The sequence below is a fragment of the Pseudomonas sp. 2835 genome (genome assembly GCF_050435905.1).
Classification (GTDB): Bacteria; Pseudomonadota; Gammaproteobacteria; order Pseudomonadales; family Pseudomonadaceae; genus Aquipseudomonas.
On record NZ_JBNDLE010000036.1, the window covers coordinates 1 to 13729 of the forward strand.

Below are 13729 nucleotides of genomic sequence, written 5' to 3' on the forward strand. Positions count from 1 at the left end.
CACCACCGCGGGGGTTGTGGCGGGGGCGCCCCGCCGGCCCTGCCGCGCCCGCCCCCCCCCCCCCCCCACAAACACATGGGGGGGGGGGGGGGGGCGCCCCCCCCCCCCGACTTGACCCGCGATGCCTTACAAAGCCTTCTCGAAAATCTTCGAATTGCGCTGGTAGTTGTACAGCGATGCCCGCGCCGCCGGCAGCCGCTCTACCCCGCTGGGCACAAAACCGCGCTCGCGGAACCAGTGCGCCGTGCGCGTCGTCAGCACGAACAGGGTATTGAGCCCCATCTCCCGCGCCCGCGTCTCGATCCGTTCCAGCAACTCGTCACCGCGACCGCCGTGGCGATACTCCGGGTTCACCGCCAGGCACGCCAGCTCGCCTGCTTGCGAGTCGGCAATCGGGTACAGCGCCGCACAGGCGATGATCATGCCCTCGCGCTCGACCACACTGAACTGCTCGATCTCACGCTCCAGCACCTCACGCGAACGGCGCACGAGAATGCCCTGCTCCTCCAGTGGGCTGATCAGGTCGAGCAAGCCGCCGACATCCTCGATCGCGGCTTCACGGACCTTCTCAAACTGCTCCTGGGCCACCAGGGTGCCGCCACCGTCGCGGGTGAACAACTCGGTGAGCAAGGCGCCATCTTCGCCATAACTGACGATATGACTGCGCGCCACGCCGCCCCGGCAAGCTTCGGCGGCGGCATCGAGCAGCTCGCCCTGGTAATCGCTGCCCAGGCGCTGCAGATGCGCTGGTACCTGCTGTGGACGCAGCTCGCGCACCAGCCGGCCCTGTTCGTCGAGCAGGCCGCGCTCGGCGCCGAACAGCAACAGCTTGTCGGCGCCCAACTCGATGGCGGCGCGGGTAGCGACGTCTTCACAGGCCAGGTTGAAGATCTCGCCAGTGGGCGAATAGCCCAACGGCGACAACAGCACGATTGAGCGCTCGTCGAGCAGGCGATTGATGCCTTTGCGGTCGACCCGGCGCACTTCGCCGGTGTGGTGGTAATCGACGCCTTCGACCACGCCGATCGGTCGCGCGGTAACCAGGTTGCCGGCAGCTACGCGCAGGCGCGAGCCCTGCATCGGCGAGGCGGCCATGTCCATCGACAGGCGCGCCTCGATGGCGATGCGCAGGTGGCCAACGGCATCGATCACGCATTCAAGCGTCGCCGCATCGGTGATGCGCATGCCGCGGTGGTAGTGCGGAGTCAGGCCGCGGGCCGCCAGGCGGCTTTCGATCTGCGGGCGCGAGCCGTGGACCAGCACCAGGCGCACGCCGAGGCTGTGCAGCAGCACCAGGTCGTGAACGATATTGCCGAAGTTGGGGTGCTCGACGCCGTCACCGGGCAGCATGACCACAAAGGTGCAGTCGCGGTGGGCGTTGATGTAAGGCGAAGCGTGACGCAGCCAATTGACGTATTCGGGCATAACCGGAGAGCCTGTAGAAAATAGGGACAAGAACGGGAAAGCACACAGCGCTCGAAGGGTTATCGTCGGAACAGGCTTGGCGTCACGCGCAATCTCCTCTGCAAAACGGTTCAGCTCAGCGGGCAATTACCGGGCTGAGGCAATAATGTTCGATCAACTCACGCAATAGACGCACAGTAGGCTGCAAGCGTGACATTTCAAGGTACTCGCCCGGCTGGTGGGCACAGGCGATGTCGCCGGGGCCCAATACCAGGGTCTCGCAACCCAGGCGCTGAAGATAAGGCGCTTCGGTGCCAAAGGCTACCGCTTCGGCGCGATAACCGGTAAGACGTTCGGCTACCCGTACCAGTTCTGCATCGGCGGCCTGCTCGAACGGCGGCACCTCGGGGAACAGCGGCGCGTAGTCGATGCGCACCTGGTGCTGCTCGGCCAGCGGCGCCAGTTTGTGCCGGATGGCGTTGCGCAGCACTTCAGGGTCCATGCCCGGCAGCGGGCGCAGGTCGAACTCCAGGGCGCACTGCCCGCAGATGCGGTTGGGGTTGTCGCCGCCATGGATGCAGCCGAAGTTCATCGTCGGTTGCGGCACGCTGAACTGGGCATTGTTGTATTCCCGCTGCCACTGCCGGCGCAGGTTCATCAGCTCGCCCATCACCTGGTGCATGGCCTCCAGGGCGCTGTGGCCCAGGCTCGGGTCGGACGAGTGGCCGCTGCGTCCAAGAATGTCGATGCGCTCCATCATCACCCCCTTGTGCAGGCGGATCGGCTTGAGCCCGGTCGGCTCGCCGATCACCGCCGCACGGCCCAGGGGCCGGCCGGCCTCGGCCAGGGCGCGGGCCCCGGCCATCGAGCTTTCTTCATCACAGGTGGCGAGAATCAGCAGCGGCTGCTTGAAGTCATGCGCCAGCAACGGCTGCACGGCTTCGATGATCAGGGCAAAAAAGCCCTTCATGTCGCAACTGCCCAGGCCCACCCAGCGGCCGTCGACCTCGGTCAGCTTGAGCGGGTCGGTCTGCCAGAGCTCGGGATCGTAAGGCACGGTGTCGCTGTGCCCGGCCAGCACCAGGCCGCCCGGGCCGCTGCCGTAGCTCGCCAGCAGGTTGAACTTGCCCGGGGTCACCTGCTGGATGTCGCAGGCAAAACCCAGGTCCCCCAGCCAACCGGCCAGCAGATCGATCACCGCGCGGTTGGACTGATCCAGCAACGGCTGGGTACAACTGACCGATGGCGCGGCGATCAGGGCGGCGAACTGCTCTTTGAGCGATGGCAACGGCATGCGCTTTCTCCTTGGGCGAAGCTCATCATAGGGCCATCCGGCACCGGGAATAAACCGCCGCGAGCCGACTCCTGTACACTGCACCCCCAAGACGCTCCCTGTCATTCGAGCCTGGATTACCCAGCAATGCATAAAGAAACCGAAATCAAACTGCGGGTCAGCCGCGAGACACTCGCCGCCCTGCGTGAACACCCATTGCTGAACAAGCGCAACAAGTCCGGGTGGCAAAGCCGCGAACTGCTCAACCAGTACTTCGACACCCCGGAGCGCGACCTGGCCGCCGCCAAGGTCGCCCTGCGCCTGCGCCGCGACGGCGATGTGGTCATCCAGACCCTCAAGACCCGCGGCCAGAGCGTCGCCGGCCTGTCCCAGCGCAACGAGTTCGAGTGGCAGTTGCCCAAAGCCAAGCTCGACCTGAAAAAGCTCGACGCCGAGTGCTGGCCGGAGCAACTGGCCGATGTCGACAAAAAGACCATCAAGGCGCTGTTCACCACCGATTTCACCCGTGAATACGCCGAAATCGCCTGGGGCCGCGGTAAGGCCAAGGTGGTGATCGAAGCCGCCCTGGACCTCGGCACCGTGGTCGCCGGCAAGCAGAAGGAAGAAATCTGCGAGCTGGAACTCGAGCTGCGCGAAGGCGCCCCCGAAGCCCTGCTGGAGCTGGCCGCCGAACTGTCAGCCAAGCTGCCGCTGATGCCGTGCGACATCAGCAAGGCTGAGCGCGGCTACCGCCTGCTCGACGCCGGCAGCTACGCCCTGAGCCTGCCCGCTGCCGAACTGAACGCCGAGATGACCCTCGACGACGCCTTCGCCGCGCTCGCCTGGCAGTTGCTCGGCAGCAGCCAGCGCCTGGCCGAACAGTACCGTTTCAACGGTCACTGGCGCCTGCTGCAAGACTGGGTCGAGAACCTCTGGGAGCTGCGCGCCCTGGCCGGCAGCCTCGGCCAGGCCGGCCCACGCGCCAGCACCCGCGAGCTGCGCAACAGCCTCGATGCCCTGCTCGAAGACTGGCGCCCGCTGGTGCTCGCCGGTGCCGACGACGAAGATGTACGCCGCGCAGCGCCCGAGCAGTTCGCCGAAGAACTGCTCGAAACCCGCTGGGGCCAGTTCTCCCTGGAGACCTCACGCTGGCTGCTGGCCCGTGCCTGGACCGTCGAGCGCAACAAGCGCGGCGACCGCCAGGGCGCCGCACAACTGGCCAACTGGCTGAACGTGCTGCTGGCCGAAGAAGCCAAGGCCCTCAACCTGCCGCTGTACCATCGCCAACCGGAAGACCTGGCCGAGCAGTTGCCGCGTATCGAGCGCCTGCTGGCCTGGCTGCATCATGCCCGCCAGGTGCTGGAAAGCCCGGACCTGGACCGCCTGTACGGCGAGCTTAACAAGCTGCATGAACTGGCCAACCTGCCGATCAGCGACGAAGTGCTCGAAGCACGCGTCCACCAGGCCATGGCCGTGTTCCAGAGCCGCGGCTGGAAGCACTTGCTGCGCAAGTAAGGCTCAAGGCAACACCGGCAGACTCGTCGTGGACTTGATTTCGGACAAGGCCACGGTCGAGTTGACCTCCTGGATCCCCGGCACCATCGACAGCTTTTCGAAAAAGAACCGTTCGTAGGCTTCGATGTCCGGGGTGACAATGCGCAGCAAGAAATCCACTGCGCCCATCAGCACATAACACTCCAGCACTTCCGGAAAACCGCGGATCGCCTCGGTGAACTCGGTGAAGTTGGAACGCCCGTGAGCGTTGAGTTTGACCTCGGCGAAAATCTGCGTGTTCAGGCCGATCTTCTTGCGATCGAGCAGGGTCACCTGGGCGCGAATCACCCCCTCCTCTTTCAGACGCTGAATGCGCCGCCAGCACGGTGACTGCGACAGGCCTACACGCTCAGCGATCTGTGCGCTGGAGAGCGAGGCATCTTCCTGCAACAAAGCCAGAATGCGGCGGTCATAGGCGTCCAACTCGCTATGCATGATTATTTCTCCAAAGTCATCAGTTGCGAATTGATCTATTCAATTGTTCGCAATATCTCACGATCATAGAGAAGAAATACCCCGGCCTGCATGTAAAAATTTCTCCACTTTCTGCGGAGAATCCCATGAGCGCTCTCGAACGGCTGGACAGCCCCCTTACGCCCTTGCGCCACGATGTCTGGGCCGCCAACAACGCGCACAGCGATGTCTGTTACCAATTGCAGGTCGAAGCCGAACCCGACAGCCTGTGCCGGGTGCTCAACCTGTTTGCCCTGCAGTTCCTGGTACCGCATCGAGTGAATGTTGAGCAGCAGGATGACCTGCTCAATATCGAGATCGGCATCAGCGGCCTGAGCTGGCATCGCGCCGAATTGATTGCACAAAAAATGCGCAACCTGATTTACGTGACCGAAGTGCAGTTGAGCGCGGCCGGAAAAGCCTGGTAACCCTTGTTCACGGGGAAGCTCCGCCCCAACGGCTACCCTTGCTCAGGCCACCACTGTCGGTGGCGCGGCAAGGAAGCCCGCAGCCATGCACAACCTCAGCGAAGATCGCTGGCTAGACCTGAATACCCTGCTGGACAAGCTGGTGGCCGAGCAGCGCATCAACACGGCTGATCGCGACAACTGCCCACCTGTCCAGCACGACCAGCACCCGCTGGAGTGGATCGCCAGCCGGCAGCTTGCCGACCTGATTAATCCCGGCCAACGCCTGGACCTCGATACCCTCTGCCAATGGCTGGCCAGGGAGGCCGGGCAGCCTTACCTGCGTATCGATCCACTGGAGATCGACCCCGCCCGCCTCACCGGCCTGATGTCCGCAAGCTTCGCCCGGCGCCACGGCATCCTCGTGGTGGCCGCCGATGCCAGCGGCGTCACCGTGGCCAGCGCACAACCTTATGTACGCGCCTGGGAAACGGACCTGGCCCAGGTGCTGCAACGGCCGATCAGGCGCGTACTGGCAAGCCCGGTGCAGATCCGCCAGCTCAGCCAGACGTTTTTCCAGGTCGCACAATCGGTCAGCGGCGCCAGCCAGCAGCAGTCGACACCAATCGCGGCGGGCAATCTTGAACAGTTGCTTGAGCTGGGCGCCAGCGGCCCTGAAGCACAAGCCAACGATGCGCATATCGTCAGCATCGTCGACTGGTTGTTGCAGTACGCCTTCGAGCAGCGCGCCAGCGATATCCACCTTGAACCCCGCCGCGAGCAGGGCCAGCTGCGTTTTCGCATCGACGGCTTGCTGCATCCGGTCTACCAGTTCCCGGCAACAGTGACCCTGGCGGTGGTCAGCCGCCTGAAAAGCCTGGGGCGCATGAATGTCGCAGAAAAACGCCGGCCCCAGGACGGCCGGATAAAAACCCGCCTGCCAGGCGGCGCAGAGGTCGAACTGCGGCTGTCGACCCTGCCGACCACCTTCGGTGAAAAGCTGGTGCTGCGAGTCTTCGACCCACAGCTGCTGCAACAGGACTTTGCCCAACTGGGCCTGGACGGCGCCGACCTCGAGCGCTGGCTGGCCATGCTCGACCATCGCCACGGCATCATCCTGGTTACCGGGCCTACCGGCTCGGGCAAGACCAGCACCCTGTACGCCAGCCTAAAACACCTGGCCACCCCGCAGATCAACCTGTGCACCGTCGAAGACCCGATCGAGATGGTCGAGCCGGCCTTCAACCAGCTGCAGGTGCAACCGGCCATCGACCTCGACTTTGCCGCCGGCACCCGCGCCCTGCTGCGCCAGGACCCGGATGTCATCATGATCGGCGAAATACGCGACCTGGAAACCGCACAAGTGGCGATCCAGGCCGCCCTCACCGGGCACCTGGTGCTCTCGACCCTGCATACCAATGATGCCTGCAGCGCCATCACCCGGCTGCTCGAGCTTGGCATTGCGCCCTACCTGCTCAAAGCCAGCCTGATCGGGGTCATGGCCCAGCGCCTGCTGCGCACCCTGTGCAAGCACTGCAAGGGAGCGCCGCTGGGGTGTCGGGAATGCCGGCAGACCGGGTATCACGGCCGTAGCGCGATCTTCGAATTGCTGAGCATGGGCGAAGCGTTCAAGTCACTCATAGAACAGGACACTGACTTGCCGAGCCTGCGCCAGCTGGCGCTCAGCGAAGGGATGAAGAGCCTCAAGCAAAGTGGCCTGGATAAAGTTGCAGCAGGGCTGACAACCCAGGCTGAAGTACTTCGCGTCACGGCCTGAAGCGCTCACCAAAGCTTTTACCCACTCAGGGAACTAGATTTGCCTAAATCCGATCAAAGCCCCCAATTCACCTCAGTTGGAGTCACCCCCGATGCGTCTCAAATTTGCAGTCGCAACCCTCGCCCTGCTGTCCCTGCCGGTTGGTTCTGCCATGGCCGATACCTTCTGGCGCAACGTCATCTCGTCCGGTGCGACCACCGGTTCCACCTACCTGACCTTCAAGGATCACAAACTGGTTGTGGCAGCACAGGATGATGCCGGCAGCTACGTCGCCAGCGAAGGCGCGATTCGCGGCCCGTACCTGGAAGCGGCGATGCACAAAGTGCGCGCCGACAACCCGGAGCTGAAAGTCAGCGACATGGAACTGGCCAATGCGATCCTGGCCAGGAATGCGGTAGCCAGCGAGTAAGCTGCGACCGCTTCGCCATCGATCGCCGGCAAGGCCGGCTCCCAAGTCTGGTATCGACCCTTGTGGGAGCCGGCCATGCCGGCGACGGCTTCAACGATAGTCATCCACCGGCACACAGGCACAAAACAGGTTCCTGTCGCCATACACATTGTCGACGCGATTCACTGCCGGCCAATACTTGTGCTGCCGCGCATGGGCACTGGGCGCCACGCCCTGGGCAATGCTGTAGGGCCGTTCCCACACCCCGAGCACATCCTCCAGCGTATGCGGCGCATGCTTGAGCGGGTTGTCTTCCGCCGACCAGTTACCCTCCTGCACTTCACGGATCTCGGCGCGAATGCTCAGCATCGCCTCGACAAATCGATCCAGCTCGGCCTTCGACTCGCTCTCGGTCGGCTCGACCATCAGGGTGCCCGGCACCGGAAATGACATGGTCGGCGCATGGAAGCCGTAATCCATCAAACGCTTGGCCACATCTTCCTCGGTGATGCCGGTCAGGGCCTTGAGCGGGCGCAGGTCGAGGATGCATTCATGGGCCACACGCTCGTTGCGCCCGCGATAAAGCACCGGGAAGGCGCCGCCCAACTGCTCGGCCAGGTAGTTGGCCGAGAGGATCGCCACCTCGCTGGCATCGGCCAGCTGCGGGCCCATCATGGCGATGTACATCCAGCTGATCGGCAAGATGCTCGCGCTGCCCCAGGGCGCGGCGCTGACTGCGGTATTCTGCGGGTCGGGGCCGGGTAGCGGGACGACCGGGTGGCTGGCGACAAAGGGCGCCAGGTGCGCCCGCACGCCAATCGGGCCCATGCCCGGGCCGCCACCGCCGTGGGGAATGCAGAAGGTCTTGTGCAGGTTCATGTGCGAGACGTCGGCGCCGATATCCGCCGGCCGCGCCAGGCCAACCTGGGCATTGAGGTTGGCACCGTCCATGTACACCTGGCCGCCGTGCGTGTGGATAACTTCGCAGATCTCGCTGATGCCCTCCTCATACACGCCGTGGGTCGATGGATAAGTCGCCATCAGGCACGACAGCTTGTCGCCGGCCGCCTGCGCCTTGGCCTTGAGGTCGGCCAGGTCGACGTTGCCGGCCTGGTCGCACTCGACGATCACCACCTGCATCCCGGCCATTTGCGCCGAGGCCGGGTTGGTGCCATGGGCCGAGGCCGGAATCAGGCAGATATCGCGCTGGGGCTGATGGCGGCTGCGGTGATACTTGGCGATTGCCATCAACCCGGCATACTCGCCCTGGGCGCCGGAGTTGGGTTGCATGCAGATAGCATCGAAGCCGGTAATTGCGCATAGCCAGCTTTCCAGCTCGTCGATCATCGCCTTGTAACCCTGCACTTGCGCGGCGGGCGCAAAGGGATGCAACAGGGCAAAGCCCGGCCAGGTGATCGGGATCATCTCGCTGCTGGCATTGAGTTTCATGGTGCACGAGCCCAGCGGGATCATCGACTGGTTCAACGCCAGGTCCTTGTTCTCCAGCTGCTTGAGGTAGCGCAGCATCTCGGTTTCGCTATGGTGCAGGTTGAACACCGGGTGGCTGAGGAAGGCCGAGCGCCGCACCAATGCCGGCGGAATGCCCTCGGGCTGTGCCTGGGCATCCAGGGCGGCGATATCCAGGCCGTGGTCGGCACCCAGGAAGATATCGAACAGGCGCATGACCGTGGTTTCGTCACAGGTCTCGTCGAGGCTCACGCCCAGTTGCCCGCGCCCAAGAATCCGCAGGTTGATCTGCGCCGCCTCGGCGCTCTCGATGATTGCCGTCTGGCTGCCGCCGACTTCCAGGGTCAGGGTGTCGAAGAAGTGCTCATTGAGGCGCTTGATGCCCTTGCTCTCAAGGCCCGCAGCCAGCACGAAGGTCAACGCATGCACGCGCTGGGCAATGCGCTGCAAGCCTTCCGGGCCGTGGTACACCGCATAGAATGCGGCGATGTTGGCCAGCAGTACCTGAGCAGTGCAGATGTTGGAGTTGGCCTTCTCGCGGCGGATATGCTGCTCGCGGGTTTGCAGGGCCATGCGCAACGCGGTGTTGCCGCGGGCATCCTTGGACACGCCGATGATGCGCCCGGGCATGGCCCGCTTGAACTCGTCGCGACAGGCAAAATATGCGGCATGCGGGCCTCCAAAGCCCATGGGCACGCCGAAGCGCTGAGAGGAGCCCAGCACCACGTCGGCGCCCTGCTCACCCGGCGGCATCAGCATCACCAGGCTCAGCAGGTCGGCAGCGACGCAGGCCAGCGCCTGCTGGGCATGCAGCTGGGTAATCAGGGGCCGCAAGTCGCGCACTTCGCCATGGGTGTCGGGGTATTGCAGCAAGGCCCCGAACACCTTGTAGTTGGCGAGGTTATCCACAGCGTCGACGATCAGTTCAAAGCCGAAGCCCTCGGCGCGGGTCTGCAGCACCGAGAGGGTTTGCGGGTGGCAGTGTTCATCGGCGAAGAAGGCATTGCTTTTCGACTTGGCCACGCGCTTGGCCAGGGCCATGGCTTCCGCCGCTGCAGTGGCTTCGTCGAGCAACGAGGCGTTGGCCAGGTCCAGGCCGGTGAGGTCGATGATCATCTGCTGGAAATTGAGCAAGGCTTCCAGGCGGCCCTGGGCGATTTCCGGTTGGTACGGGGTATAGGCGGTGTACCAGCCCGGGTTTTCCAGGACGTTACGCAAAATGACGGTGGGGGTAATGGTGCCGTGATAACCCATGCCGATCAGGCTGGTCCACACCTGGTTCTGCTCAGCGTAGCCCTTGAGCCTGGCCAGGGCGGCCTGTTCATCGAGGGCCTCAGGCAAGTCCAGCGGCCGGTTCAAGCGGATGCCCGGCGGCACGGTCTGTTCGATCAGCTCGCGGCGGCTGCCAACTCCGAGGGTGGCGAGCATGGCCTGCTGCTCCGAGGCATCGGGGCCCAGGTGGCGACGCAGGAAAGGATTGCGGTCTTGCAGTTGGCTCAGGGACGGCGACTGGGACATAGCGGCTCTCTCTTCCTCGACCAAGCCTCGAGCGCTCGAGGCATATTGAGTCTAGGAAGAGATTGCCGCCTGCGTGAAACTATTCGCCGATGGCGGCTTTGTAACCCGCGGCGTCGAGCAGTTTGTCGAGCTCGGCCTTGTCGCTTGGCTTGAGCTTGAAGATCCAGCTGGCGTACGGGTCGCTGTTCAGCGACTCGGGGCTGTCGGCCAGCTCTTCGTTGACTGCGATCACTTCACCGCTGACCGGTGCGTAGATATCGGAAGCGGCCTTGACCGACTCGACCACGCCCGCCGCGTCGCCGGCAGCGAAGACCTTGCCAATTTCCGCCAGCTCGACGAACACCACGTCACCCAGGGCTTCCTGGGCGTGGTCGCTGATCCCGACAGTCACAGTGCCATCGGCTTCCAGCCGGGCCCATTCGTGGCTTTCGGCAAAACGCAGGTCGGCGGGGATATTGCTCATAATTGTTGTCCTCGATTGGGTCAGCGGTTGGCCCGCCAGAATTGGGTTCAGATCAGGATCTTGCCATGGCGCACGAAGGTCGGCTTGACCACCCGCACCGGGTACCACTTGCCGCGAATCTCCACCTCGGCACGATCGGCGGTGGCCATCGGCACCCGCGCCAGGGCAATGGATTTGCTCAGCGTAGGAGAGAAACTACCACTGGTGATCTCACCTTCGCCAATCCCGGCGACACGCACCACCTGATGGGCGCGTAAAACGCCGCGCTCTTCGAGCACCAGGCCGACCAGTTTCTGCTCGACACCATGCTCGATTTCTTCCAGCAAGCCTTTGCGGCCGATGAAGTCACGCGCTGCCGGCTCCCAGGCGATGCTCCAGCCCAGGTTCGAGGTCAGCGGCGTGTGGGCTTCGTCGATGTCCTGGCCATACAGGTTCATTCCCGCTTCCAGGCGCAAGGTATCGCGCGCACCAAGACCGCTGGGTGCGATACCGGCGCCGACCAGGTCGTTGAAGAATGCCGGGGCCTGAACCGCCGGGAAGATGATTTCCAGGCCGTCCTCACCGGTATATCCGGTACGGGCGATGAACCAGTCACCGTCGGCCAGGCCTTCAAAGGGTTTGAGTTCACGGATCAAAGCGGCGCGTGCGGCGGTTACCAGTTCGGCGACCTTTTCCCGCGCCTGCGGGCCCTGGATGGCAAGGATGGCCAGTTCCGGGCGCTCGCTCAATTCGACTTCGAAACCGATCATGCGCGCCTGCATCCAGGCCAGGTCCTTGTCGCGGGTCGAGGCGTTGACCACCAGGCGGTAACCGTCTTCGCAGCGGTAGACGATCATGTCGTCGATCACCCCGCCCTGCTCGTTGAGCATGGTGCTGTACAGGGCCTTGCCGGTGGCGTGCAGACGATCGACATCATTGGCCAGCACATGCTGCAGCCAGACGCCAGCCTGGGCGCCGCGGATATCGATCACGGTCATATGGGATACATCAAAGACCCCGCAGGCCTGGCGCACCTGGTGGTGCTCCTCGACCTGCGAGCCATAATGCAGGGGCATATCCCAACCGCCAAAATCGACCATCTTGGCGCCGAGGGCCAAGTGCAGGTCATAAAGAGGCGTACGCTGTCCCATGGGTTTCTCCTTCCGGGCGTGGCGAGGCTACGGCGGCTGGCAGCGTTGCAGCTACCCGGTCTGTAGGACCGGCCGCAGCGAATGCCGCGCATTGTAGCTGCAAGCTCGCAGGCTTACACCCTCAGCGCGTTTGACCGGGGTGGCGGGCCGAACGTCGAATCAGGCCGATGACCGGCAACAGGCCGACCAGCACCAGGGTCAGCGCCGGCAGTGAAGCCCGCGACCATTCGCCTTCGCTGGTCATCTCGAACACCCGAACCGCCAGGGTATCCCAGCCAAAGGGGCGCATCAGCAAGGTTGCCGGCATTTCCTTGAGCACGTCGACGAACACCAGCAGCGCCGCGCTCATCGCACCGGGCACCAGCAGGGGCAGATACACCTTGAAAAACAATCTCGGGCCACTGACCCCCAGGCTGCGCGAAGCTTCCGGCAAGGACGGGCGAATCCGTCCCAGGCTGTTTTCCAGCGGGCCGTAGGCCACGGCAATGAAGCGCACCAGATACGCCAGCAACAACGCCGACAGGCTGCCGAGCAGCAACGGCTTGCCGGCGCCGCCCAGCCAGCTGGACAGCGGCACCACCAGTTGGTTATCCAGGTAGCTGAAGGCCAGCATGATCGACACCGCCAGCACCGAGCCGGGCAAGGCATAACCCAGGTTGGCCAGGCCGACGCCGGCACGGATGGCCGAGGTCGGCGCCTGGCGCCGGGCAAATGCCAGCACCAGAGCAACGCACACGGTGATCAGCGCCGCCATGGCGCCCAGGTACAGGGTATGCAGGATCAGCCCGGCATAGCGCTCGTCGAGGTCGAAACGGCCGCGCTGCCAGAACCAAACCAGCAACTGCAACATCGGCACCACGAAGGCACAGGCAAACACCAGCAGGCACCAACTGCTGGCAACCAGGGCCTTGATGCCCCGCAGGTGATACAACGCCTTGCCACGTGGCCGTTCGTTGCTGCCACGCACCGCGCCACGGGCCCGGCGCTCGCCGTAGAGCACCAGCATCACCGCCAGCAACAGCAGGCTGGCCAGTTGCGCGGCGCTGGAGAGGCTGAAGAATCCGTACCAGGTCTTGTAGATGGCAGTGGTGAAGGTGTCGAAGTTGAACACTGACACTGCGCCGAAATCAGCCAGGGTTTCCATCAATGCCAGCGCCACCCCGGCGCCGATCGCCGGCCGCGCCATGGGCATGGCGACCCGCCAGAATGCCTGCAACGGCGACAACCCCAGGACCCGCGCCGCTTCCATCAGGCCTTTGCCCTGGGCCAGGAAGGCGTTACGGGCCAGCAGGTAGACGTAGGGGTAGAACACCAGCACCAGCACGATTATCACCCCACCGGTGGAGCGCACCCGTGGCAAACGCATGGGCCCGAACCACTCGCGCAGCAGGGTTTGCACCGGGCCGGCGAAATCGAGCAGGCCGACAAACACGAACGCCAGCACATAGGCCGGAATCGCGAACGGCAGCATCAAGGCCCAGTCGAGCCAGCGCCGCCCGGGGAACTCACACAGGCTGGTGAGCCAGGCCAGGCTCACGCCCAGCACCGTCACACCAATGCCGACACCGAGGATCAGCGTCAGGGTGTTGCCCAGCAGGCGGCTCATCTGGGTATCGAGCAAGTGCGACCAGATCTGCAGGTCGACCGACTGCCAGGACAACAGCAGCACGCTCAGGGGCAGCAGCACCAGGGCGGCGATGATGAAGACCAGTGGGTACCAGCGGCGTTGGGCGGGGTGGGCCAAAAGGAAAAATCTCTATGTAGAAGCACAGGCTCTGTGGGAGCGGGGGGGGGGCCCCCGCCAAAAGGATGTGGTTGTGATAAAACAAGGCGGCCCGGCGCCCCCCCACCCGCGCGCGCGAAAGGGCCCGCCCCCGCAAGAAAATCCGCGGGAG

The 13729-nt window shown here is 64.1% G+C and carries 11 protein-coding genes; 4 read left to right on the plus strand and 7 right to left on the minus strand.

Annotated features, from left to right (window positions below; translation table 11 throughout):
* Positions 1-126 precede the first annotated feature (126 nt).
* Both argA and argE read right to left on the minus strand, forming a co-directional pair.
* The gene (gene argA, locus ABIE20_RS27365) at positions 127-1425 is read right to left on the minus strand and encodes an amino-acid N-acetyltransferase (protein WP_429508671.1); all 1299 of its coding nucleotides are present in this window, start codon (positions 1423-1425) and stop codon (positions 127-129) included.
* A 115-nt stretch (positions 1426-1540) separates the two neighbouring features.
* Positions 1541-2698: an acetylornithine deacetylase gene (gene argE / locus ABIE20_RS27370; RefSeq protein WP_429508672.1), complete on the minus strand. Its 1158-nt coding sequence runs from the start codon at positions 2696-2698 to the stop codon at positions 1541-1543.
* A gap of 126 nt (positions 2699-2824) precedes the next feature.
* Here argE and ABIE20_RS27375 point away from each other — a divergent pair, with 126 nt between their 5' ends.
* Positions 2825-4192: an inorganic triphosphatase gene (locus tag ABIE20_RS27375; RefSeq protein WP_429508674.1), complete on the plus strand. Its 1368-nt coding sequence runs from the start codon at positions 2825-2827 to the stop codon at positions 4190-4192.
* Positions 4193-4195: 3 nt separating this feature from the next.
* Here ABIE20_RS27375 and ABIE20_RS27380 read toward each other — a convergent pair whose 3' ends face one another.
* Positions 4196-4666, minus strand: coding sequence for an Lrp/AsnC family transcriptional regulator (locus ABIE20_RS27380; protein WP_123565204.1), 471 nt, complete (start codon positions 4664-4666; stop codon positions 4196-4198).
* A gap of 125 nt (positions 4667-4791) precedes the next feature.
* Here ABIE20_RS27380 and ABIE20_RS27385 point away from each other — a divergent pair, with 125 nt between their 5' ends.
* The 3 genes from ABIE20_RS27385 to ABIE20_RS27395 all read left to right on the plus strand — a co-directional run bounded on the left by ABIE20_RS27385 (position 4792) and on the right by ABIE20_RS27395 (position 7277).
* Complete coding sequence (locus ABIE20_RS27385) at positions 4792-5112, plus strand: hypothetical protein (RefSeq protein ID WP_429508677.1); 321 nt, start codon at positions 4792-4794, stop codon at positions 5110-5112.
* An 85-nt stretch (positions 5113-5197) separates the two neighbouring features.
* The gene (locus tag ABIE20_RS27390) at positions 5198-6868 is read left to right on the plus strand and encodes a GspE/PulE family protein (protein WP_429508679.1); all 1671 of its coding nucleotides are present in this window, start codon (positions 5198-5200) and stop codon (positions 6866-6868) included.
* 91 nt (positions 6869-6959) lie between these two features.
* Positions 6960-7277, plus strand: coding sequence for a DUF2388 domain-containing protein (locus ABIE20_RS27395; protein ID WP_429508680.1), 318 nt, complete (start codon positions 6960-6962; stop codon positions 7275-7277).
* 90 nt (positions 7278-7367) lie between these two features.
* On the opposite strand, the gene gcvP is transcribed toward ABIE20_RS27395, so the two are convergent.
* The 4 genes from gcvP to ABIE20_RS27415 all read right to left on the minus strand — a co-directional run bounded on the left by gcvP (position 7368) and on the right by ABIE20_RS27415 (position 13578).
* Positions 7368-10241, minus strand: coding sequence for an aminomethyl-transferring glycine dehydrogenase (gcvP, locus tag ABIE20_RS27400; RefSeq protein ID WP_429508682.1), 2874 nt, complete (start codon positions 10239-10241; stop codon positions 7368-7370).
* Positions 10242-10320: 79 nt separating this feature from the next.
* Positions 10321-10704, minus strand: coding sequence for a glycine cleavage system protein GcvH (gcvH, locus tag ABIE20_RS27405; RefSeq protein ID WP_429508683.1), 384 nt, complete (start codon positions 10702-10704; stop codon positions 10321-10323).
* A gap of 47 nt (positions 10705-10751) precedes the next feature.
* A complete protein-coding gene (gcvT, locus tag ABIE20_RS27410; RefSeq protein ID WP_429508684.1) occupies positions 10752-11834 on the minus strand; it encodes a glycine cleavage system aminomethyltransferase GcvT in 1083 nt (360 codons plus the stop codon).
* Positions 11835-11955: 121 nt separating this feature from the next.
* Complete coding sequence (locus ABIE20_RS27415) at positions 11956-13578, minus strand: ABC transporter permease (protein WP_429508685.1); 1623 nt, start codon at positions 13576-13578, stop codon at positions 11956-11958.
* Positions 13579-13729 lie beyond the last annotated feature (151 nt).

Coding starts and splice junctions, on each gene's coding strand:
- ABIE20_RS27390 (WP_429508679.1), top strand. CDS start 5,198: ATGCACAACCTCAGCGAAGATCGCTGGCTAGACCTGAATACCCTGCTG.
- argE (WP_429508672.1), bottom strand. CDS start 2,698: ATGCCGTTGCCATCGCTCAAAGAGCAGTTCGCCGCCCTGATCGCCGCG.
- ABIE20_RS27375 (WP_429508674.1), top strand. CDS start 2,825: ATGCATAAAGAAACCGAAATCAAACTGCGGGTCAGCCGCGAGACACTC.
- ABIE20_RS27385 (WP_429508677.1), top strand. CDS start 4,792: ATGAGCGCTCTCGAACGGCTGGACAGCCCCCTTACGCCCTTGCGCCAC.
- argA (WP_429508671.1), bottom strand. CDS start 1,425: ATGCCCGAATACGTCAATTGGCTGCGTCACGCTTCGCCTTACATCAAC.
- gcvT (WP_429508684.1), bottom strand. CDS start 11,834: ATGGGACAGCGTACGCCTCTTTATGACCTGCACTTGGCCCTCGGCGCC.
- gcvP (WP_429508682.1), bottom strand. CDS start 10,241: ATGTCCCAGTCGCCGTCCCTGAGCCAACTGCAAGACCGCAATCCTTTC.
- gcvH (WP_429508683.1), bottom strand. CDS start 10,704: ATGAGCAATATCCCCGCCGACCTGCGTTTTGCCGAAAGCCACGAATGG.
- ABIE20_RS27395 (WP_429508680.1), top strand. CDS start 6,960: ATGCGTCTCAAATTTGCAGTCGCAACCCTCGCCCTGCTGTCCCTGCCG.
- ABIE20_RS27380 (WP_123565204.1), bottom strand. CDS start 4,666: ATGCATAGCGAGTTGGACGCCTATGACCGCCGCATTCTGGCTTTGTTG.